A 21,374-nucleotide genomic window follows, 5' to 3' on the forward strand; every position below is an offset into this window, starting at 1 on the left:
GGTTTTACATTTGTAACCAAAGCTATCTGTATAGGCCTCGACTCAACTCTAAAAAAAGACAAAACTGGATTTTTACCGATGAATACAGGAAAATGGATACTAAAAGATCTTGGAAAAAAGATGGGTTCATTTTTATCTTAAAAAACTTTAGAATTATTGCAATCTAATTGCAATAATTTTTAGGATTTGATACTAATTAATTATATTCTCACCCGAATTAGACCTTAAAACCCAATTTCAAAATGCAAAGCATAAAAAGGATGGTATCCTTGCTGGTGTTTATTCATACTATTTTAGTTACCTCGCAAATTGATACTAAGGCCATAAATGCGCTATTTTATGAATATTCTATTCCTAATACCCCAGGAGCTGTAGTAACTGTTGTAAAAAATGGTGAATTAATTTTTAGTCACGGATTTGGAAATGCAAACCTGGAATATAACATTCCTCTTACCCCACAAACACCCTTTAATATTGCTTCGTTAACCAAGCAATTTGTATGTTTTGGCTTACTGTTATTGCAAAACGAAGAAAAACTAACGTTAGATGATGATGTTAGAAAATTTATTCCAGAACTTCACGACTTTGGGAATGTGATTACTCTCAGGCATCTTATGTCGCATACTAGTGGACTTAATGATCAATGGCATTTGCTGTCTTTGGCAGGATGGAAGTTAGATGATGTCATTACCCATCAAATGGTACTGAAGTTCCTATACAAGCAACGCACTCTGGGATTTTTACCTGGAGAACGCTATTCTTACAGTAACTCATCGTACACCTTGTTATCAGAGGTAATCGCACGAGTTTCTGGAATGACATTTCCCGAGTTTCTAAAAAAATACATTTTCGAACCCTTGGGGATGAACAACAGTAGGGTACAAGATGATTACAGAGGTGTTATCAATAACCGTGCGTATTCCTATCAAAAGACAAATAGAGGATATGTAAAAAGTGTATATTCGACAGATACATATGGCCCTGGAGGGATTATTACAACTGGCGAAGATATAGCAAAATGGATGATTAATTTTTATGACACCACATTAGGATCTAGGGAATTGATCCAATTGTTAGACAATCAGCAAACACTAAATGATGGAACCAAGTTTGGAGGAGCTTTGGGACAGTTCCACAGCACACATATGAACAGAAAAATTATTCAACATACAGGTTCAGAAGCTGGATACCGATCTTATTTGGTCCGTTTTCCAGAAGAAAAGCTCTCGATTTGTGTTTTTAGTAACAGAAATAATGCCGATACCAAAAGGTTGGCGTTACACACCGCAGACATCTTCTTGAAGCCAGATAAAAAACCACTAATCCCCGAAGAAAAGGAAATAAGCAAACCGTTTACGTCGGTTAAACTCACAAATAGAAAATTAAAATCTTTTGAGGGGAAGTATTGGAATTTTGAAAATGATTATTCTCGAACTATTAAATTGAAGAATGATACATTACGATATATTATTCATGAAAACAGACAGTTTCCTCTTGTTCCAATAGGTAAACAAAAATTTGTGATGTTTGGAATTAAGGACTACTATGAAATTGATTTTGATTCGAACAATGCAATATCTAAAATGGAAATATTGCCAGAAAAGGGTAGAGGTAGTATTTTGGAAAAATATGAAGATATCTCCTATACAGAAAATCAATTGCAATCTTTTCAAGGACTTTATTTCAGTGAAGAACTCAATACTTTTATAAAGCTATCTGTAAAAGAAGGAAAATTAATCTTAAGCCACCAACGGCAGGAGGATACAGAGTTACACCCCGTATTGAAAGACTTTTTTGTTAGTAATACTTGGTACATCAAAAGTGTCCGATTTATTCGTGAAAAAGAAACTATATCTGGATTATTGGTATCTTCCAATCGAATGAAAAATGTGAAGTTTACAAAAACCAAAGGAGTATTTTCTAATTAGATGTACAATCTTTATTTTTGAGTATCGTCAAGAGCCTAAGATACCATTTACAAATGCCCCAAAAACATAACAATCTATGTATGGCATTATAATATGTTTTGTAGAGCTGCTCTCTGCGATAACAGGAACACTTTACATAAAAAAACACTCAGTACATCAGCAAACCCGTTATCTTGTCTATTTCTTATGGTTAACAGTTTCAATAGAGTCTTTTTTTGCGTTTTCGAATTGGGTGATAAAACACTTCTCGATACAAAAGTCTTTAGTTGATAGTCTCCACATTGGCAATACATGGATATATTTAATATATGGGGTAATCAGCGGAGTATTCTACATTAATTATTTCAAAAATCAAATTGAGAGTCCTAAAACAAGAAAATTGCTGAATATCTTTATCTATATCTTTATCTGTTTTTATATAGCGGTCTCGTTAACCACCAACATGTCAATAGGAGGAGTAGAAATATATCCGATGATGTTATTCTCCCTGTTTGTAACCGTTGCGGTAGTGTATTATGCTTTAGAGTATATCCATAAAGACACAATTTCTACAATTATTGAGATCCCATTTTTTGTGGGTATTGGTGTTTCGCTTTTCCATATCCTAGTAGTTCCCTTTTTCTTACTATGTAAGATCAATCAAGGGTATAGTTTTTTCGTTTTACTAAAATTCCTATTAGCGTTTTCAAACATCCTGCTATATGGTTTGTACACTTTTGGTTTTATTTTTTGTTGGAAACAAAGGAAAAAAGAACCTCAAAAACATAAGCTCTTTGTGTAAAACCCAAAATATATTGATAACAGAAATAATTACTACGACAGTAGACAGTAGAAAGGATTATTCTCATTTCTTAGGTATCCAATCAGGTGGTTTAATCAACACCAAAAACTTGTTTTTAAATCCTTCTACGCCCGCAATCTTATTAAACAAACGGGTGATCCCATGAAAAAACACCTTTACTGGATTTGTGCTATGTAATGGTTCTGAAATTCCGTAGCGGACAGTTTCGATCTCTGGTTCGAATGTACCAAACATTCTATCCCAAATGATCAAAATACCACCATAATTTTTATCCCAGTACTGTCTATTCGATCCATGATGTACCCGATGATGAGAAGGCGTATTGAATATAAACTCTACTGGTTTGATAAACTTACCTATGATTTCGGTATGCAATAAGGTCTGAAATACCTGTACAAAAACTTCTGACAACAATACCAAAATGGGATCATAACCCAACATTACTATGGGTAAAGAAAAAATGATAGGCATAATTGCATCCAAGGGTCCAAAACGATAAGCTACAGACATATTAAAATGAGGAGAGCTATGATGTACGGTATGGGTTGCCCAACCAATACCAATACGATGCATCATTCTATGCTCCCAATAATAAGCAAAATCAGCCAATAGAACACAAGTAATGATTGTTATCCAATTCAGTTCCAAATGGGGTAGACTAATGTGATTGTACACCCAGAAATAAAGCTTGGTTACCGCCAACAAGCCCAATAAAAATTCGATAGTTAGAAATGCTCCAAAGGTGATAATATTAGCAACACTGTCTAGAACTAAGTTCGTATTCAAGCGTTTTTGCCAGGCATACCGAATAAGTTCTAATACAAAAAAAGGAACAATAATGTAAATGAGACTTAAATCATTAAATACATAAAACCAATAGTCTACATCTATCCAACTTAGTTCTTTTGATAAAAATTCAATCATAAATTATTGTCTTTTCCAGGTTTCAACATCACTATACCCATAGTAGTCGTAACTTAATTTAAAAGTGTTTTCATCTACCATATCGATCTCACATTCGATATCATACGTTTGCTTTTCATAAGTAACCTTATAGATTCCTTTTCCTTTATAGCCATCAAAAGACTTTATCATTAGGATTTTATAGCCTTTGGCCTTTTCACTATCTCCATTTTCATCTTCATAGGCATGGGTATACGCATTAAATACACCTTTTTCTTTTTTAATGATATATACAATTGCTCCTTTAAAGTCCTTTGAATTGTACATCGTTTTCCAGTTACCAATAATATAATCGGTTTCCTCATTATAATCAGAGGTATCCTTTAACAGCGAAGTATTTTCTTCACTTTTTGAAGTTTGAAGTTCTATGCTCTCATCAACGGGAGAGATAGTATTATCAACTGTTTGTTCAGAAGCATAACTCACCAGGTGGGCACTTCCACCTAATAAAACTATTACAGCCAAACTTCTAAATAGTAGGGTAGAATTTTTCATCTCTTAAACTATAATATAAGGTTTTTATGATAAAGCTATTGTCAAACCTTAGCGTTTGTTCAAACATTTGATCAAAATTAACCACTGTTTTTGAAGTAAATTTTGACATAAATCAAAATCTACTTTCTGACCCTACTTAAAGTTTCTTGACTAATTCCCAGCATAGAGGCTATATGTCCAAGATTTGCAATTTGTGTGATATTAGGAATTGCATTGATTAACAGTTCATATTTTTCTTTGGCAGAAAGGAAATAATATCCCTTGTAAAAATCATCTATTGCTGCCATTTGCTCTTCTACGAGTAAACGTCCAAAACGTTCTAATTCGGGAAAGGATGCATATAATTCCTGCCATTGTGCGTATGTTAGAGATACTACATGACTAGTAATGGTGGTTTCTATATAATCCTTTGCTGGAGTTTGGGCTAGATAACTATACCAAGAAGTTACCATAGTATTTGCTGGATATATCCAATGCGTAACGTCTTTCCCATTTTGATAAAAATAGGTGCGAACAGCTCCACTTTTCACAAAATAAAGACGCTTACAGGTCTTTTCAGCCATATTTAAAACCTCTCCTTTTTGCAATGTTTGATCCAAAACTAATGAAGTAATGGCCTGTTCTGCTTCTTTAGAAAGGGAAATATACTGTTGGATAAAGTTGATCAACTCCATGATTAGTATGCTACTAAAAGTTCGTACTGTAACTGGGGATTATATATAAACAAATATACATAAAGCTTATATGTTAATATTACCCTAAGATCTGGAAAGAACTATTTTTATATTCCAATTTTTGTACTTTAGAACGATCAAACACACACGCTCATGCAACATCTTATTAAACTCACACTTTGCTTATTTTTATTCGTACAATTTTCTAAAGCGCAAGATCGGGTTACCGGAGAATCTTTTGCTACTCGATCGGTAGTACTCGGTCAAAATGGAATGGTCGCTACAAGTCACCCTTTGGCGACACAAATTGGTCTTGACATCCTAAAAGATGGAGGGAATGCCATTGATGCTGCTATTGCTGCCAATGCAGCTCTTGGTCTTATGGAGCCTACGGGTTGCGGTATCGGAGGAGATCTATTTGCCATTGTTTGGGATGGAAAAACAAAAAAACTATATGGACTAAATGCCAGTGGTCGTTCTCCCAAAAAACTGACTTTGGATTATTTTAAGAAACAAAACATGGAAAAAATCCCATCCCATGGTGCCTTACCCGTAAGTGTTCCTGGTGCTGTAGATGGATGGTTTGAACTCCATACAAAATTTGGATCCAAACCCATGTCCACGATTTTGGCTCCAGCGATAGACTATGCCGAAAAGGGATTTCCATTAACCGAGCTTATCGCATGGTATATGCAACGTAGTATTCCTTTCTTTCAGTCCAAAGGATTCCCTAATATCGAAGATACCTATATTGCACAGAACGGAGGTAAACTTCCTAACGAAGGTGAAATTTACAAGAACCCATACTTAGCTAATACTTATAAAAAGATTGCCGAAGGTGGGCGAGATGCGTTCTACAAAGGAGACATTGCCAAGACTATAGGAGCATTTATTAAAGAACAAGGCGGATTTCTTTCTGCACAGGATCTGGCAGCACACAAATCACAGTGGGTCGAACCTGTTTCTATCAATTATAGAGGATACGATGTTTGGGAATTACCACCAAACGGACAGGGGATTGCTGCGCTTCAAATGCTAAAAATATTAGAAGGCTATGATTTTTCTAATATTGAATTTGGTAGTGCAGAGCATCTTCATTTATTTACTGAAGCCAAAAAGCTTGCTTTTGAAGATCGAGCAAAATACTATGCCGATATGGACTTTTTTGATGTTCCTGTTACAGAATTACTATCCGATGGATACGCCAAAGAAAGAAGATCACAAATTGGTAAACGCGCTGGCACATATAATGCCGGAGAAATTTCTGCAGGTGAAACGATCTATATGACCGTTGCTGATAAAGATGGAACGATGATTTCTTTGATTCAAAGTAATTATAGAGGTATGGGTTCTGGTATGGCACCTCCAAAACTAGGTTTTATGTTACAAGACAGAGGAGAGTTGTTTAGTTTGACACCCGGGCAGGCCAATACCTACGAACCTGGTAAAAGACCATTTCATACCATTATTCCAGCATTTATGACCAAAGATGGAAAACCATTTTTGAGCTTTGGGGTAATGGGAGGAGATTTTCAACCTATGGGACATACACAAATTGTGATGAATCTTGTTGATTTTGGAATGAACATTCAGGAAGCTGGTGATGCTCCTAGATGGGATCATACCGGTGGAGCTAGCCCTATGGGAGCTACTACAGTAAATTCGGGTACTATACGAACAGAGTCCGGAATTCCGTACACAACTATCAGAGGGCTTATGGACAAAGGGCACAGAATTGGAACTGCCAGAGGAATTTATGGGGGTTACCAAGCGATTCTTTGGGATGATGAAAACAAGGTTTATCATGGAGCTTCAGAAAGTCGAAAAGACGGACAAGCTGCTGGTTATTAAGTGTATTAGAAATTCATTATATAGAAAAAGGGCGATTTGATCGCCCTTTTTTTATTTGAAAATATATCGAATACCGAGTGCTTCTCTATTTATAGGTTAGATCTGTTGCTTTTATGTCCTTACTCCACAGTTCTTTTCCGTTTTTATCAAATATTTTGATGTTAAGTACTCTATCTTTTCTAGGTCCACTTACGTTCAATATCCCAAAATTATGTTGCCCCACTATAGTCTCTTCCAGCTTATATACATTCAGTTTTTCTCTATTGTTATTAGACCCTGCGGTTAAAGAAGAACAGGTAAGATCATATAAAGGATATACTGAAGTGCTTTCTTGTAAGCGACTTAACGCTGTATGATGTCTATCTCCATCAAGGAAAATAACTCCTTCAATTTTGGCCTCTCTGATCTTATCCAGGAAGTATTGTTTTTCTTCAGGGAAAATTGAATAGTTCTCATACATCGCCTCCGAATTTAGTACCTGCCCACCAACAGCAACAAACTTAAACGGAGCATTACTTGATGCCAGGGCATTGATTAGCCAATCAATCTGTGCTTTACCTAACATTTCTCGTTTCCCGGTAAGATTATTGTTTGATGTTCTGAAATAACGATTGTCTAATAAGAAAAACTGCAAATCTGCCCATTGGAAAGTACCTGTAATTCCTCCTTGGTTGATCACATCATAATTAGGATTCCCCCAAAAAAGTTTAAATATTTCTGAAGCGGTTTCCTTACCCCAAAAACCACTATCTGCATTGTTAGGTCCATAATCATGATCATCCCAAATCGCATAGTGATGTGTCGAAGCCAACAATGGTTGTAGCTCTGGTAAGGAACGAGTATGAGTATATCGGTGTAAAAAACCGGTGCGAGAATTCCAATCTACTTCTCTTAGATACGTATTATCGCCTAACCAAAGCATAAAATCAGGTCTCTTTTTATGGATGGATTTAAAAATATCAAAATCATTTCCATAAGGTTTTCCAGGACGATCAAACTGTTCTTCATTTACATAATTACAGCTTCCAATTGCAAAACTTACTTCTGGTGGATCAGTTCTCCACTGCCATAGGGTTTGCGACTCGAACTCCATAGGGTAGTCCCTTTCAATTTTGGTCCCATCAACAAATACTTCATAAGTATACTTCTTGCCAGGTAATACCTGATTGGCAATTAACTTTGCAACAAAGCCATTTTGCATTTCAGTAGTGTGTTTTTCAGTTTTGAAACGTTGATTTGGATTTTCTTTATCAAAATATTCAAAATGTACTTCGGCTGCTTTGGTGGTTTGAACCCAAAGTAATACTTCTCGCATCGTAGAGTAGCCCACCATAGGTCCGGATTGTACCACATCTTGTGCTAACGTGATATAACCGGTAATCAAAAACAAACTAACAAAAAGGAGTTTCTTCTTCATAAAAATTAAGAGATTAAATAAGAAGGGTAAATATACAAGGACTTGGTGAGTTTATGTTTCTAAAACCTCAATAAACTATTACTTTTTGTTTAATATGCCAAGATTGCTATTTCAGTTTTTCATCATATGAGATATAGACAAAAAGAGCCCCCAATAAATTGAAGGCTTTTTCTGTAGTTTTTCAGAATTAATTTGGACCACATTGTTTAAAGGATCCTCCTGTACCATCTGGATTACAATAGTAAGACACACAGTATTTGTTTACACCACCACAATCATAATCTCCGGTGCATTTGTTGGAACATCGGCTTCCGCCTCCATCTTCATCTGCGGTAAAATAAAGATCCCTTCCGTTACCTATTATAAACTTTTGCTGTTCTCTGGTTAATAAGATTGCGCCAGGTAGTTTTAAAAATTTAGATTTCATTGTGTAATTTTTTGATTAATAATAAATTTTATTAAAGATAAAAACAACAATCCATTCTCTACATTATATTAGCGTAAAAAAGAGTTGGTTAATACAACTTAATTTTTAGCTCGATACTTCTTTTTAAATTCGGTAGGAGTCATGTTGGTATTTTTTCGAAAAGCAGTATAAAATGCTGCTTTACTGTTGAATCCTACATCCAAAGCAATAGTAAAAATGGTATTGGGCTTGGAGATAAGTAACATAGGTTTGGCAGCTTCGATACGATAATTATTGATGTAATCAGAAAAACCAGAATTTGCATTCTCATTAATCGCCTGTGAGATATGGTGTATCGATGTATCCAATCGGGAGGCTAGGATATTGAGCTTGATATCATAATCAAGGTATAGTTCTTCACTTCTAACCAAGGTTTCGATTTTCTGAAAGAGTATAGAAGAATCAGTTAACGAAGATTTGGCGTATTTTTTCTTTACTCCCTCGGTTAGATCATTAAATGCTCCTGTAAATACAAAAACGGGGAAATGCATGATAGAATACGCCAAAACGAAAAAGAAAATTGCCAACAACAATGTTTCTGCCTTCACATAAAACTCAAAAGTATCCAAACTTTCAGTTTGTAGTAAAGTATTTATTGCGCTTATAATTTGTAGAAGAACACATAACCAGATCAACAATTTTACCCATTTGTAATTGAGTTCTTCAGACTTCTCCAAATCTACAAAAACTGGGGTATGGTGAAGTCGCATATACGCTAGAATCAATAAGACAATATTAACCGCAGTAGCTATCACATATTCAATTTGTATCCAAAACCAAATACCATATACATCACTGTTGGTAATGATATCATTTACCGAAGTAAATTCTAGAGTAGGCAGGAAGAGTGCCCATCGAATCAGACTGTATCCTACCAAGAAAAAGATCATCTTTTTTATAAGGAAAACCGATTTGGTCAATAGTAAAATGAAAACATAGAATAATGGACCGGTAAGATGATACAACATATAGGCTCCACCTGTAAACATACTATCAATCCCTATTTTCAATATCAAATAATAATCAAAAGAAGTATATGCATATAGAAACACCAAAACACCCAAAATATAACGTATGCGTTTGTCTCTACCCAGACCCGATTTACGGGATAGGATAAAAACACCCAAAAGCCCCCCTAAGATGAAGCTTAATAATGGTGATATATCTAAAAGGTTCATGAATATGAGGTATTACTATCCTACAAAAACAAAAGTATTTCTTTTCATGCTTTTGTATAAATCATCCACATAAAAAAGTAGAAAAACTTTGTCCAGATTTATCGGGAACAACACTATAACTGATCTCGCAAAGTAATTTTGCACAAATCGTCTATACAAAAATCTGGACTTTATGAGTTTTGCAAAATTAATATCATTATTTGAGGAAGCAGGCATCATGACCTTTATCGGTTATTTTTTCTTGTTTAATCTTGTACTAATTATTTCTGAAATTGTTTGGGACTTGATCACAGCCAAAAAAAGACGATGGAAAGACACACTAGCCAATATTTCAATTTTTGCGATGAATCAACTTCTAGAAAAGACCATACTGGGATCATTGGGAGTGATCTTTTTGATTCCAATTTCAATGTTATCAATCTATCAAATACCTTTAAATATATATACCTGGATCGCTGCTTTTTTTGTAGCAGATTTTACATATTATTGGATGCATCGTTTAGAACACGAACATCGAATTCTGTGGGCTAGTCATAGCGTACATCACTCTTCACAGGATTACAATCTTACAGTTTCTATGCGATTGAGTATCGTAGAAGGATTATTTGAGTGGATGTTTTTGATCCCTATGGTATTGGTTGGGTTTTCTCCGTTTCAAGCAATTATTGGGCTTGTATTGGTAGCTCAGTTTCAAACCTGGATTCACACCGAAAAGATTGGTAAACTAGGGTGGTTGGATGAAATTTTTAACACGCCTTCTGTACATCGGGTACATCATGGGTCCAATAACAAGTATCTTGACAAAAATTATGGTGGTTTTTTGATCATTTGGGACAAGCTGTTTGGTACCTATCAGCGGGAAGAAGAGAAAGTAGTCTACGGTTTAACCAAAAATATAGAAACCAATAATCCTATTACCATCAATTTTATTGAATATAAAAACATCTGGAAAGAAGTAAAACGTTGCAAAAACTTAAAAGATAAATTAAAGATCATTTTTGGAAACTTGATATGGAAACCAAAGTATTTTGAGAAAGAGGAACAGGGCAATAAGACAGTAAATCATTAAAAATAAATATGATATGTGTTTTTAAAATTTTATCTTTCACTGTATATGGATTTTGAGAGAGATTAACTTTCGATTTAAAAATGAACCAAATTTCGATCATAGAAGGGATTATCATAGGTGCCGTTGGTGGTGCTATAGCTGGTGCTTTTCTATGGGTATTGAATGAAATCAAAATTTGGATTGTAAGAAACAGAGATACCAAAAAAGTAGTACATTGGTTAACTCGAAATACTGCGCCAAATTCCAAAACAAATCAAAAATGGAGATCTACAAGAGCTATTGCAAGCCATAATAATCTTACCGAAGAACGAGTTCGATATATTGCCAGCTATTCCAACAACATAGTACTAGACACCTCTGAAGCGAATCGAAATAAAGAAATGTGGGGGATTAAAAGCAGAGTACGGCTCAATACTGATTAAACACATTCTCATTAATTTTTGCTCTTATTTTCTTAGTATAAGGTCAAACTTAATCAGTGAATTATTAATCGTAGCTCTTACCAATTCGCTATTTTGATAGAAATATCTGTTTTTCTTGCCATTATGCAGGGTAAGTTCGTAAATACTATTATCGATTTTAGCTAGCTGCCCATTTTTTGTGGTGTATTCTGAAAATACTTTTTTAACTCCTAAAGGTTCGTCAAAGAAAAGTCGTATTCCACTATAAGTTATCTCTGCTTCTAATTTTTGTGGCTTTTTGTTTTTGATCGTCAATATATAAGAAGAATTCTGCCATTTCATTTGAGAGGAATGGTGAGGCCTTTCATTGATAATATTGTTGACATCGGCAGACAATAATCGACTATTATCATAAGTTGCTTTGATAGTATATTTCATATGAACATTCATCAACAATTTTACTTTCATATCTACATGATAATAGTATACCAAATGTTCTCCTTGCTTCGATTTTGACACCTGGAGTAGGCCTAACGTATCTTTTTTAGATATGATATCGTAAGTGTGGTTTTGTGCAACAATGGACCAACTAAGTAATACGGCAAATAGGAAAGGATACGTTCTTTGGGACATCATATGAAACTAAGTTACTAATCGACTGACTTCAATAATAATTGATGAAGTTTTGTGAGTAAGATTAATTCTGATTTATTTCTTTTTGAAAAAGAGGTAGCAATGCCATCGGCAGCTTCCATTATTTTAAGGCATAAATCTTTTGAAAAACCCTCTGATTGAGACTGATAGTATGTCGTAAAAACGGAAAAAGCATTATCCGATGTTTCTCGTTTTTGGATGAGCTCACGCATGGTCTCATAGATCACTTCTTTACCATCGTTTTTATCAAACGAATGTGACCAATATTTCTCTACATATGCTACTATTTGTCGCTTTTCTTCAATTACCATTTTTCTATCTGCCATAGCTACAGCATAGAAGAGATGAGCCAACTTTTTATGAAAAGTATTCGATTGAATTCCTTGAGTTTCCATAATGCCAATTTACGATTAAAAAGTGGGTTATGGACCGATATTCTTTGTTCAATGTCAAATAAGAAACCTATTTCGGCGTAACAAATTCATACTTTCTCAAAATCTCTAAACTTACATATTGCAGCGCCTTTGCATGAGTAGCTTCCAGAAGTATATTAGGAGCTTTTCCAACTCTTTCTGCCTCTAACCATCTTGAAACGCATAGACACCATTTATCCCCAGGAGATAGTCCCGGAAAATTCCAATAAGGAAGTGGTGTAGAAAGATCATTTCCTTTGGACTTCGTATATTCCAAAAAATCTTCAGTAACTATTGCGCAAACCACATGAGTTCCAGTATCTTCTTGTATAGTTCTACAAAATCCATCTCTAAAATATCCCGTCATTGGTGTATAACAACAAGGTTCTAAGGGTGTTCCCAAAACATTAAGTTCGTGATCCATTACCATTCTTTTTGTTTTCTGAAATTTAAATAATATCTAAGTCCTTGAATAAATATTAGATAATATTTAACCCTTGTTGTACCAATTAACAAGGGTTAAATGATGTAAATTGTACTGTATGAAGAATATGAAACCAGATTGGCTACAAAAAGCACGTGAAAAATGGGACTATACCGGTACCAAAAGACCTCCATTTGCGATAGTACCAGAAAAAGGGCAACGTTCTGTTTGGGATTTTCCGCGACCTCCGATAATTGAAAAAGTTAATAAGTCCATATTGATTCATCATGATGATATCAAAATTGCCAATACTAATAACGCTTTAGCTGTTTTGGAAACTGCAAGTCCTCCAACATACTATATCCCAAAGATTGATGTTAACATGCATATGCTAGCTGAAATGCCTAATAAAAACTCTCTGTGCGAATGGAAAGGTAGTGCAGCTTATTACTCTTTGAAATCTAATAATAGACCCATAGCATGGTTCTATCCTAATCCCTTTCCTGAGTTCTCTGCATTAAAAGATCATATCGCTTTCTACCCCCAGCATTTAGAATGTTATGTCGATGCAGAACGGGTTAAACCTCAATCGAGCTCATTTTATGCGGGATGGATTACTCCAGATTTGGTGGGCCCATTTAAAGGAGACCCGGGAACTGGCCATTGGTAGTTATCAAAAGGAGTGAGGAACTACGCTATATTATCCAATAGCAACGATATTCTTCTTGAATAACACCGTGGATCCCAATGTCATCCCCAGTCCTATGGCCAACAAAATCCCCATTTTTGGAAGAATACTGAGAAGTGGTAATTGTCTCCAAAAAATATCAAAGAATCCTTCCATACCCCAATAATTCACACTAATTACAGCTACTTTCTGCATAAATGATGGCATCATAGTTATAGGAATCATACTACCTCCGATGGCTGACATCAGGATGATAATAATCGTACTCATGCCTTGTAATTGCTGACGTGTTTTTACGGTAGACACTAATAAAACTCCAAAACTAGAAACCGCAAACGAGATACATAGAATCAATAATAGCAATGAGAGCGTATCCATAAATATTGGAAGTCCAAAGGCTAGCCAAGCGAAGACAAACATGGTGGTTAATTGCAATATGGAAACCACCATTGCTGTACCCATCTTGGACAATAAAATATGAAGTGGTTTTACTGGAGCGATCAACAAACGGTTTAAGGTTCCTGCTTCTTTTTCATCTAGCATTCCTCCACCGATTGCCGCGATACTAAACAACAACATCATTATTGCTGTTCCTCCCACAGCTTGTACAAGCCCTGGATGGGCTTTGGTAGTGCTTTCTTTGATCAAGGAGGTTGTTTTAAGCCGTACAGTATTGGTTGGATCTACTTTACCCAGATGATATTTTAATCCTTCTGTCAAAACGGAAAGCACAATTCTCATCTGTAAATCTCTGGCCGCATCATATTTCAATTCTACAGGTAGACTTTTACCTTCGGTAACTGCTTGAGAAAATCCTTTTTCAAAAAATAAAGCGCCTACATTCTTTCCTTTCTTTACCAAATCCAAAGCTTCCTCTTCTTGTGACGGGATTAAACGAATAGTAGGCATAGTATTAAGTTTTGTGATCAATTCCTGAGAAGTGGTAGTACTATCCTTATCTACTACCAAAACACCCAAAGGCTTTGGTGCGCTCTTCTTTTTGGCAACTCCACCAAATGCGAAAGCAAAAAGTGTAATCATAATAATGGGTAGTAGAAAAGTAATCAGAATTCCTTTTTTGTCTGAGAAATATAATCGTAAGTCTTTTTTGAGAAGCGTAAGGATCATAATTATGGATTTTATAGTTGATGGATGCAGTAATTAATCTCTTAGTTGTTTTCCTGTTAAGTGTAAAAAGATAGCTTCCAGGTTTACTTTGTTTAGCTGTATATCTTTAATGGATAGTTGTAATTCATTGCTCACTGTGATCACGTTAGAAAGCTCTTGCACTGAACCCTCTATGTGTATTTTATTTTTATCAGCGGTTATCGAGTAGGGAAGTAGCTTTTGCAATTCCTGTAAACTGTTTTCTGAAAGTAAACTGTATTCTAATTGAATACTTTCCTTAGTGGGCACCAATTCTTTCAGTTCGGTTTGTGTACCTTGTGCAATGATTTTTCCAGAATCTATAATCGCAATTCGATCGCATAAACGTTCTACTTCTTCCATATAATGAGTGGTATACACAATAGTCATCCCTCGTTCGTTCAAGGTTTCTATAACTTCAAAAATGTGGTTTCTACTTTGTGGATCAATCCCTACCGTAGGTTCGTCCATAAACAACACTTTCGGTTGATGCAGTAGGGCAGCAGCAATATTGATTCTTCGTTTCATCCCTCCAGAATAGGTTTTAATCAAATCTTTCTTTCGGTCTGATAATCCAATCAATTCTAAAGTAGTATGGATTCTTTCTTTTAATATATCTTTTGGAATACCATATAGGTTACCCCAAAACATCAGGTTTTGGTATGCAGAAAGCTCTTCGTACAATGAAATTTCCTGAGGCACAACACCGATCAACTGCTTACAAGCCGAAGGATGATCATTTGTAGCTATCCCATCGATATGAATGCTTCCTCCATCACTTTTTATGATGGTACTCATCATATGAAGAGTCGTGGATTTTCCAGCTCCATTTGGCCCTAAAAATCCAAAGATTTCTCCTTTATTGATCGTAAAACTAATATCGTTTACTGCCTGTATGTTTTGAAAAGATTTGGATAAGTTTTGTACTTGAATCATGGTTAGTTGTTCGTTACTATTGATGATTCAAATATCGCAACGGCAACGGTATTCAAATAAAGAATGTTACCGAATTGTAAGTTTTAAAAGATGAATTGTAAAATATCCCTAGACAGGGTAATTATATCTCAAGAAAATCTTCTTCGAAGCTGGAAATAAAGTCGGAGATATACTTTTTATTGCGTTGTTCCTTTCTGACCACCAGATAATGCGTCCGTCGTAATCCATTTTTACTGACACGTTTAAATATCAATTCTTTGGATAATTTAAAAGGTGCTAACTGCCATTTTGGAGCACACATAATTCCCATATTCGCCTGTATCATCGATAAAGTAATTTCAGTAAATGGAATGGCAGAAATTTTGATGGGATGTATTTTGTTCGGTTTCAAAAAAAGTTCATACACGGCTACACCTTGAATGGGGAAAGAATTAATTAATAAATGAACATCACTAAAGTGACCTGCATCCAAATATTCTAAATCACATAGGGCATGCTCTCTATGCATAATGGCGAAAATCTCATCTTTAAAAACAGGAATACTCGAAAGTTCGTCAGATTCTGGTTTTGAAGTTACAATAGCAATATCAATATCATTAGATAGTACTTGTGATATGGTCTGATGGGTGGCTCCAAGCTCGATATCGATACTAATTTCAGGATAGAGTATGCCCATTTTTTGGATAAATGAAGGAATCGCATGAAAAAATGATTGACATTCGGCACTCAATTTGATCCTCCCCTTAGAACCTTCTTTTATATGCTTTATAGTTGTGAAACCCTCATCAATTGTATTAAATATCTTATTAGCCAACTTATAGAGTTCAGTACCTTCTTGGGTCAATTCCCATTTATTTCTGGTTCTATGAAAAACCTTAAACCCCAACTGTTCTTCAAGATCTCTTAATTGGTGACTTAGTGCAGATTGCGTCAAAAACAAACGTTCGGAAGAGTTTGCAAGATTACCTTCTTCTTCAATGGTTTTGATCAATCTGAAATATTTTAACTCCATATCATCAAAGATACGATACTTTATGCCTGCTTGTCGTTGAAAAAATTTCAATTAGCATCTCATGAGTCTTCAACCTAATTCTTTTAGAAACAATAATTCTACTCATAATTTTGACATCAACAGGAACAACTAGGCATAATTTAAACCTGAGAAAAATGAAAACGATTGGACTTATTGGGGGAATGGGATGGGAGTCCTCTAAACTCTACTATGAACGTTTGAATAAAAAAGCGAATGAAGTTTTGGGAGGGTCACATTCTGCAAAAATCATTCTGGTTTCAGTAGATTTTGATGAAATCGAAAAACTAACCCATGCTCATCATTGGGAGGCTATAGCACAAATTGTGAAGAAAAGTGCACATCAATTAGAACAGGCAGGAGTAGATATGATCCTACTGTGCACTAACTTAATTCATATAGTTAGTGATGCTATTGTGGAGAATATCTCTGTGCCATTTCTACACATAGCGGATGCCACAGGTCAACTCATACAGCAACATAAAGCTAAAAAAATACTGCTATTAGGTACCAAGTATACTATGGAGAAAGATTTTTACACCAAAACATTAGAAAATGAATATGGATTAGAAATTATAGTACCAGAAGCAAGAGAAAGAGCTGAGATTCATGCCATCATTTATAAAGAATTATTAAAGGGACTGTTTACAGAAGCCTCCAAAAAAACAATTCTAGAAATTATTAATAAAACACTGGAGCAGGGAATAGAAGGTGTGATACTAGGGTGTACAGAACTGCCCATGCTGATTAAAGAAACCGATGTGGCTGTGCCTACCTATGATACCGGAGCCATTCACGTAGACAAAGCCATATCAATGGCAATAAATACTCATTAAAACTATAATTATGGAAGCATGTAAACTAGAATACAATTGCGAGATACAAGTGTACAAAACATCAAAAGTGAATCACATTTTTATAAAAGCTTTTACGTATTACATCAACACAATGAGTACATTGTTTTTTAGTGATGTTGATTGTCATTGTAGATCCAGGGCAATTACCAAAGGTATAATGATTCATAAATAAGAAAGTAGCTGTAATTGAAATTATTTCAACCCTACTTTTATTTATCTCAATTTCAAGATTATTTAAACTCCATATTTGGCTTTAGCTTAGTCAAAACCAATAGCTAGATCTATGAAAACAACTTCTCTTTTATCTATATCAGGAGTATTCTTTATGCTCTTTACAGGTATTACCTTTTCTCAAAACCAACCGTTAAAAAATCATCTACTTTTTTATAGTTCTTTTGATGGAAACCCTGCCGCTGATATATCCTCAGGGGATGCAATGATCTATACTGCTAAAAACTATAAAGACGCCGCGAATGCTATACCTGGCATTCATGACCTAAACGTTGTTTTATCCAAAAACGAGGGGCTTTTTGGTGACGCATTGCACTTTAAACAAGCCAAAACCTCTGCTGTTTTTTATAAAGCCTATAAAAATGTGGGGTATAGCAATACCTCATGGAGTGGTACCATATCTTTTTGGTTGCGATTGGATCCTAATAAAGATTTGGCACCTGGTTATTGTGATCCTATATGCATAACGGATGTAAGATATAACGATGCAGCCTTATGGGTAGATTTTACTGATCATGATCCAAGGAAATTCAGATTAGGAGCTATGGGAGATCTAAACGTTTGGAACCCAAACGACGAAAACAATGAAGTAGAGTGGAATAAACGTACAGTTACGGTCAACCAACCTCCCTTTTTAAGCGAAAAATGGACATATGTGGCTATTACTTTTTCAAAAGTAAATACAACTGCCTCTGAGTTTAAACTCTATATCAATGGTAAATTTGAAGGAGTAATAAAAGATATTAACGATCCGTTTACATGGAAAGCTGAAAAAGGAAAAATCATGTTAGGCTTGGGATACATTGGTTTCATGGATGAACTTGCTTTTTTTGATAAACCATTAAATGCTCAAGAAGTACAATTGGTCTTTGAATTAGAAGATGGACTAAAAACTATATTTAACTAAACTCTATAAAAACTCTTTGTTAAATGCTGATAATTTTTACTTCAGCAATTTAATAATGTCTTTATATGAATTGCCAATAGGAATTTCCATACCTCCTAATAAGATTACATCCTTTGAGGTTAATGCAGCTATCTTCTTGGTATTAATGATGTACGACCTATGTACTCTCAAAAAATTATTGGGTAGTCGCAATACAAAAGCGCTTATTTTATCTTTGGTGGTAATAATATCATTAGTGGTATGTATTCGTACATAATCTTTTATGCTGTCGACATACAAAATAGTAGCAAACTCGATCCTGATCATTTTTTTATTCGAGTTTACAAAGATGTGATCTACTATGGCCTCGGAAGAGGAATTGAATGAAGGTAGCATATTTGCTTGCAAAGCCCTATATTTATTAATCGTTTTATAAAATCGAATAAAGGATATAGGCTTTAACAAATAATCAATAATATCCAATTCATAACCTTCCAAAGCATATTGTCTGTAGGCTGTTGTTAATGCGACTTTGGGTTGTATGACAGTATTTTTTATAAAATCAATTCCTGTTACTACAGGCATTTGTATGTCTAAAAACAAAAGGTCTATACTATTACTTTGCAGAAAATGCCCTGCATCTATAGGGTTGTCAAAGGTAGCAACTAGCTCAAGGTCGGGTACTTTTTGGATATGATTTTCTAGTACCTTAATGGCTAACGGCTCATCATCTACAACCATACATTTTATAACCATACTATTGTAAATTAATCTTTAGTTCTACTTGAAAATCATGATCTGTTTTGGTGCTTTTCAAATCGTAGTTATTTTTATAATTAAGTTCTAACTGCCTTTCCGAATTCAAAAATCCAATTCCCTGACGTGATTGATCGGTGACCATATTTTGTTCGTTATAAGATAATGTATTAAAAACGGTAAAGCAAAGTTGGTCTTTGTTGGTGGTGAGTTCAATTTTGATAATTGAATCTTTCAAGATAGTACTCGCTCCATGTTTAAATGCATTTTCTACAAAGGATATCAGGATCAAAGGAGCGATCATCACATTGGGATCATGCAGATGATAGGTAAAATCCAAACTTAGCTTATCTCCATAACGCAAGGACTCCAGATCTATATAATCTTGTATCAACGAAATTTCGTTGAGTACAGGAACTTCAGGATCTTTACATTGGTACAGCATATAATCAAGTATATCTGATAGTTTGAGAACAACTTCTGGCGCTTTTTCAGATTTTTCCAAGGTTAGTGAATACAAATTATTCAAGGTATTGAATAGAAAGTGCGGATTGGTTTGTGCTTTCAGAAATTTAAGTTCAGTATTCGCTTTTTCCTTTTGTAATACTTCAAATTGATGTCGTTCTTCAAAACGATCCTTAAAGGCCTTTGTCATTAGCATTATAAACACAAAGACATAGACTGAAGGAAAATATACTACTGCCAAATGAAATGGAGCTGTAGCGATATCCAACAAACTAGTATATTCATAATATTGAGGAGTAAAAATTTTGGTCAGGTGCATGCTAAGAACCTTCGATAATATCAAAAGCATATATACCGACACCAAAAAAGACAATCCAAACAGGAAGTATTTCCTTTTAAACAGCAATTTAGGAACCTGATAATAGATCAATAAATAACTGGCGATTAACTGTGCAGGCAAAAAACTAAAGCCACTAATCACAGTCTTCTTAACGCTTCCATCGTTTAATGCCGCCAATATCGGCAAGCTAATAAATAATAAAAACCAAAATATAAGATGAGAAACGACTCTATTTTGAATGATCCAATCGATCAAGTGCTTTCTTTTGATCATAGTTGATAAATATATAAAATAAGACTTGAGCATTTCTTTAAAAAAGATGAATCTTGATCATCGACGGTCCAAAAATCAATTCCAAAGGATAAAATCAGTTTTCTGTAGATAACAAGCCTATATCCAGATAAAATCACTCTTCGTCTATTCTTTATTTTTTGGAGTATTTCATTCAATATGTTTGTCAAAAAACAGAGCATTGCACTTGCTCCTTTCAAACTATAACAAGGACTATGAACAAAACAACACTATTACTATGTATAATTATTCTTTTCATCACAAGCATAAGCTTCGGGCAAAATCGACCAAAATTTGTACATGTGCCTGGTGGGAGCTTCAAAATGGGTGACGAGTGGGGGATCAGTAACAAAGATCAACGTCCTGTTCACCAAGTTACACTAAAGAGTTTTAACATCAGTCAAACCGAGATTACCGTAGCACAATACCGTGAATATTGCAATGCTACAGGAACAAAAATGCCCAAAGAGCCTAGTTGGGGATGGCAAGACAATCACCCCATTGTAAATGTAAGCTGGCACGATGCTACAAACTATACCCAATGGCTATCTGATCAATTGAATAAAACAATACGACTCCCATATGAAGCAGAATGGGAATATGCAGCACGAGGAGGCAATCGATCCAAAAGTTACAAATATAGCGGTGGAAATAACATCCAAAAAGTAAGCTGGTACGGTGATAATTCTAATAAAACAACTCAAAAAGTTGCTAGTAAACAGCCTAACGAATTAGGACTATATGACATGAGTGGTAATGTTTGGGAATGGTGCATGGATAGGTACGGAGGCGATTATTATGCCAATAGTCCTAAAAATGACCCTAAAGGCGAAACCAAAGGAGATGCCAGAGTAATACGTGGTGGAGGATGGCATCTTGGTGCTTCTTTTTGTAGTGTAGCATATCGATATGGCAGCGCTTTCAATGGTGAAGTATATGAATACTTTGGGTTTCGCGTAGCTTCAGATAAATAATAGAAAAAAGAGAGCAATCAATTTGTGTTGAAATTGAAT

The 21,374-nt window shown here is 35.0% G+C and carries 22 protein-coding genes; 8 read left to right on the plus strand and 14 right to left on the minus strand.

The window, feature by feature from the left end:
* Positions 1-242: 242 nt before the first annotated feature.
* Positions 243-1,928 carry a serine hydrolase domain-containing protein gene (locus tag ACXAGJ_RS02145; RefSeq protein ID WP_474836690.1) on the plus strand — a complete coding sequence of 562 codons (1,686 nt, stop codon included), beginning with the start codon at positions 243-245 and terminating at the stop codon, positions 1,926-1,928.
* An 844-nt stretch (positions 1,929-2,772) separates the two neighbouring features.
* On the opposite strand, the gene ACXAGJ_RS02150 is transcribed toward ACXAGJ_RS02145, so the two are convergent.
* From ACXAGJ_RS02150 to ACXAGJ_RS02160, 3 genes are all read right to left on the minus strand, one after another.
* Positions 2,773-3,654: a sterol desaturase family protein gene (locus ACXAGJ_RS02150; RefSeq protein WP_474836692.1), complete on the minus strand. Its 882-nt coding sequence runs from the start codon at positions 3,652-3,654 to the stop codon at positions 2,773-2,775.
* 3 nt (positions 3,655-3,657) lie between these two features.
* Complete coding sequence (locus ACXAGJ_RS02155; RefSeq protein WP_474836694.1) at positions 3,658-4,188, minus strand: hypothetical protein; 531 nt, start codon at positions 4,186-4,188, stop codon at positions 3,658-3,660.
* Positions 4,189-4,307: 119 nt separating this feature from the next.
* Entirely contained in the window at positions 4,308-4,862 is a 555-nt protein-coding gene (locus ACXAGJ_RS02160) for a Crp/Fnr family transcriptional regulator (protein ID WP_474836696.1), read from the minus strand.
* Between the two features lie 153 nt (positions 4,863-5,015).
* Here ACXAGJ_RS02160 and ggt point away from each other — a divergent pair, with 153 nt between their 5' ends.
* Complete coding sequence (ggt, locus tag ACXAGJ_RS02165; protein WP_474836698.1) at positions 5,016-6,713, plus strand: gamma-glutamyltransferase; 1,698 nt, start codon at positions 5,016-5,018, stop codon at positions 6,711-6,713.
* A gap of 85 nt (positions 6,714-6,798) precedes the next feature.
* On the opposite strand, the gene ACXAGJ_RS02170 is transcribed toward ggt, so the two are convergent.
* From ACXAGJ_RS02170 to ACXAGJ_RS02180, 3 genes are all read right to left on the minus strand, one after another.
* Positions 6,799-8,130: an alkaline phosphatase D family protein gene (locus ACXAGJ_RS02170; RefSeq protein ID WP_474836700.1), complete on the minus strand. Its 1,332-nt coding sequence runs from the start codon at positions 8,128-8,130 to the stop codon at positions 6,799-6,801.
* Between the two features lie 187 nt (positions 8,131-8,317).
* Entirely contained in the window at positions 8,318-8,557 is a 240-nt protein-coding gene (locus ACXAGJ_RS02175; RefSeq protein WP_474836702.1) for a hypothetical protein, read from the minus strand.
* Between the two features lie 98 nt (positions 8,558-8,655).
* Positions 8,656-9,774 carry a helix-turn-helix domain-containing protein gene (locus ACXAGJ_RS02180; protein WP_474836704.1) on the minus strand — a complete coding sequence of 373 codons (1,119 nt, stop codon included), beginning with the start codon at positions 9,772-9,774 and terminating at the stop codon, positions 8,656-8,658.
* A gap of 172 nt (positions 9,775-9,946) precedes the next feature.
* On the opposite strand from ACXAGJ_RS02180, the gene ACXAGJ_RS02185 reads away from it, so the two are divergent.
* Together ACXAGJ_RS02185 and ACXAGJ_RS02190 are read left to right on the plus strand one after the other, a co-directional pair.
* A complete protein-coding gene (locus ACXAGJ_RS02185) occupies positions 9,947-10,843 on the plus strand; it encodes a sterol desaturase family protein (protein WP_474836706.1) in 897 nt (298 codons plus the stop codon).
* A gap of 80 nt (positions 10,844-10,923) precedes the next feature.
* Positions 10,924-11,265 (plus strand): hypothetical protein, encoded by a 342-nt coding sequence (locus ACXAGJ_RS02190; RefSeq protein ID WP_474836708.1) that lies wholly within the window; start codon positions 10,924-10,926, stop codon positions 11,263-11,265.
* A gap of 24 nt (positions 11,266-11,289) precedes the next feature.
* Here ACXAGJ_RS02190 and ACXAGJ_RS02195 read toward each other — a convergent pair whose 3' ends face one another.
* The 3 genes from ACXAGJ_RS02195 to ACXAGJ_RS02205 form a co-directional block, all read right to left on the minus strand.
* Positions 11,290-11,880, minus strand: a complete 591-nt coding sequence (locus ACXAGJ_RS02195) for a DUF6134 family protein (protein ID WP_474836710.1) — start codon at positions 11,878-11,880, stop codon at positions 11,290-11,292.
* A gap of 14 nt (positions 11,881-11,894) precedes the next feature.
* Positions 11,895-12,293, minus strand: coding sequence for a hypothetical protein (locus ACXAGJ_RS02200; protein WP_474836712.1), 399 nt, complete (start codon positions 12,291-12,293; stop codon positions 11,895-11,897).
* Positions 12,294-12,360: 67 nt separating this feature from the next.
* Entirely contained in the window at positions 12,361-12,735 is a 375-nt protein-coding gene (locus tag ACXAGJ_RS02205) for a DUF2237 family protein (protein WP_474836714.1), read from the minus strand.
* Positions 12,736-12,853: 118 nt separating this feature from the next.
* Between ACXAGJ_RS02205 and ACXAGJ_RS02210 the strand changes: the two genes are divergently transcribed.
* Positions 12,854-13,405, plus strand: a complete 552-nt coding sequence (locus ACXAGJ_RS02210) for a DUF427 domain-containing protein (protein WP_474836716.1) — start codon at positions 12,854-12,856, stop codon at positions 13,403-13,405.
* A 30-nt stretch (positions 13,406-13,435) separates the two neighbouring features.
* Here the strand turns inward: ACXAGJ_RS02210 and ACXAGJ_RS02215 are convergent, their stop codons facing one another.
* The 3 genes from ACXAGJ_RS02215 to ACXAGJ_RS02225 form a co-directional block, all read right to left on the minus strand.
* On the minus strand, positions 13,436-14,551 hold the full coding sequence (locus ACXAGJ_RS02215) for an ABC transporter permease (protein WP_474836718.1): 1,116 nt from the start codon (positions 14,549-14,551) through the stop codon (positions 13,436-13,438).
* A gap of 33 nt (positions 14,552-14,584) precedes the next feature.
* Entirely contained in the window at positions 14,585-15,505 is a 921-nt protein-coding gene (locus tag ACXAGJ_RS02220) for an ABC transporter ATP-binding protein (protein WP_474836720.1), read from the minus strand.
* A 121-nt stretch (positions 15,506-15,626) separates the two neighbouring features.
* Complete coding sequence (locus tag ACXAGJ_RS02225; protein ID WP_474836722.1) at positions 15,627-16,568, minus strand: LysR family transcriptional regulator; 942 nt, start codon at positions 16,566-16,568, stop codon at positions 15,627-15,629.
* Positions 16,569-16,672: 104 nt separating this feature from the next.
* On the opposite strand from ACXAGJ_RS02225, the gene ACXAGJ_RS02230 reads away from it, so the two are divergent.
* Together ACXAGJ_RS02230 and ACXAGJ_RS02235 are read left to right on the plus strand one after the other, a co-directional pair.
* Positions 16,673-17,371 carry an aspartate/glutamate racemase family protein gene (locus ACXAGJ_RS02230; protein WP_474836724.1) on the plus strand — a complete coding sequence of 233 codons (699 nt, stop codon included), beginning with the start codon at positions 16,673-16,675 and terminating at the stop codon, positions 17,369-17,371.
* A 304-nt stretch (positions 17,372-17,675) separates the two neighbouring features.
* Positions 17,676-18,530: a LamG-like jellyroll fold domain-containing protein gene (locus tag ACXAGJ_RS02235; protein ID WP_474836726.1), complete on the plus strand. Its 855-nt coding sequence runs from the start codon at positions 17,676-17,678 to the stop codon at positions 18,528-18,530.
* Between the two features lie 36 nt (positions 18,531-18,566).
* Here ACXAGJ_RS02235 and ACXAGJ_RS02240 read toward each other — a convergent pair whose 3' ends face one another.
* A complete protein-coding gene (locus ACXAGJ_RS02240) occupies positions 18,567-19,265 on the minus strand; it encodes a LytR/AlgR family response regulator transcription factor (RefSeq protein WP_474836728.1) in 699 nt (232 codons plus the stop codon).
* 1 nt (position 19,266) lies between these two features.
* A complete protein-coding gene (locus ACXAGJ_RS02245) occupies positions 19,267-20,343 on the minus strand; it encodes a sensor histidine kinase (RefSeq protein WP_474836730.1) in 1,077 nt (358 codons plus the stop codon).
* Positions 20,344-20,576: 233 nt separating this feature from the next.
* Between ACXAGJ_RS02245 and ACXAGJ_RS02250 the strand changes: the two genes are divergently transcribed.
* The gene (locus ACXAGJ_RS02250) at positions 20,577-21,335 is read left to right on the plus strand and encodes a formylglycine-generating enzyme family protein (protein WP_474836732.1); all 759 of its coding nucleotides are present in this window, start codon (positions 20,577-20,579) and stop codon (positions 21,333-21,335) included.
* The last annotated feature ends 39 nt before the right edge of the window (positions 21,336-21,374 follow it).

This window comes from Aquimarina sp. AWH4_224, assembly GCF_056160245.1.

Coding starts and splice junctions, on each gene's coding strand:
- ACXAGJ_RS02205 (WP_474836714.1), bottom strand. CDS start 12,735: ATGGATCACGAACTTAATGTTTTGGGAACACCCTTAGAACCTTGTTGT.
- ACXAGJ_RS02190 (WP_474836708.1), top strand. CDS start 10,924: ATGAACCAAATTTCGATCATAGAAGGGATTATCATAGGTGCCGTTGGT.
- ACXAGJ_RS02210 (WP_474836716.1), top strand. CDS start 12,854: ATGAAGAATATGAAACCAGATTGGCTACAAAAAGCACGTGAAAAATGG.
- ACXAGJ_RS02185 (WP_474836706.1), top strand. CDS start 9,947: ATGAGTTTTGCAAAATTAATATCATTATTTGAGGAAGCAGGCATCATG.
- ACXAGJ_RS02175 (WP_474836702.1), bottom strand. CDS start 8,557: ATGAAATCTAAATTTTTAAAACTACCTGGCGCAATCTTATTAACCAGA.
- ACXAGJ_RS02200 (WP_474836712.1), bottom strand. CDS start 12,293: ATGGAAACTCAAGGAATTCAATCGAATACTTTTCATAAAAAGTTGGCT.
- ACXAGJ_RS02160 (WP_474836696.1), bottom strand. CDS start 4,862: ATGGAGTTGATCAACTTTATCCAACAGTATATTTCCCTTTCTAAAGAA.
- ACXAGJ_RS02195 (WP_474836710.1), bottom strand. CDS start 11,880: ATGATGTCCCAAAGAACGTATCCTTTCCTATTTGCCGTATTACTTAGT.
- ACXAGJ_RS02215 (WP_474836718.1), bottom strand. CDS start 14,551: ATGATCCTTACGCTTCTCAAAAAAGACTTACGATTATATTTCTCAGAC.
- ACXAGJ_RS02245 (WP_474836730.1), bottom strand. CDS start 20,343: ATGATCAAAAGAAAGCACTTGATCGATTGGATCATTCAAAATAGAGTC.
- ACXAGJ_RS02155 (WP_474836694.1), bottom strand. CDS start 4,188: ATGAAAAATTCTACCCTACTATTTAGAAGTTTGGCTGTAATAGTTTTA.
- ACXAGJ_RS02145 (WP_474836690.1), top strand. CDS start 243: ATGCAAAGCATAAAAAGGATGGTATCCTTGCTGGTGTTTATTCATACT.
- ACXAGJ_RS02240 (WP_474836728.1), bottom strand. CDS start 19,265: ATGGTTATAAAATGTATGGTTGTAGATGATGAGCCGTTAGCCATTAAG.
- ACXAGJ_RS02220 (WP_474836720.1), bottom strand. CDS start 15,505: ATGATTCAAGTACAAAACTTATCCAAATCTTTTCAAAACATACAGGCA.
- ACXAGJ_RS02235 (WP_474836726.1), top strand. CDS start 17,676: ATGAAAACAACTTCTCTTTTATCTATATCAGGAGTATTCTTTATGCTC.
- ACXAGJ_RS02250 (WP_474836732.1), top strand. CDS start 20,577: ATGAACAAAACAACACTATTACTATGTATAATTATTCTTTTCATCACA.
- ACXAGJ_RS02170 (WP_474836700.1), bottom strand. CDS start 8,130: ATGAAGAAGAAACTCCTTTTTGTTAGTTTGTTTTTGATTACCGGTTAT.
- ACXAGJ_RS02150 (WP_474836692.1), bottom strand. CDS start 3,654: ATGATTGAATTTTTATCAAAAGAACTAAGTTGGATAGATGTAGACTAT.
- ACXAGJ_RS02230 (WP_474836724.1), top strand. CDS start 16,673: ATGAAAACGATTGGACTTATTGGGGGAATGGGATGGGAGTCCTCTAAA.
- ACXAGJ_RS02180 (WP_474836704.1), bottom strand. CDS start 9,774: ATGAACCTTTTAGATATATCACCATTATTAAGCTTCATCTTAGGGGGG.
- ggt (WP_474836698.1), top strand. CDS start 5,016: ATGCAACATCTTATTAAACTCACACTTTGCTTATTTTTATTCGTACAA.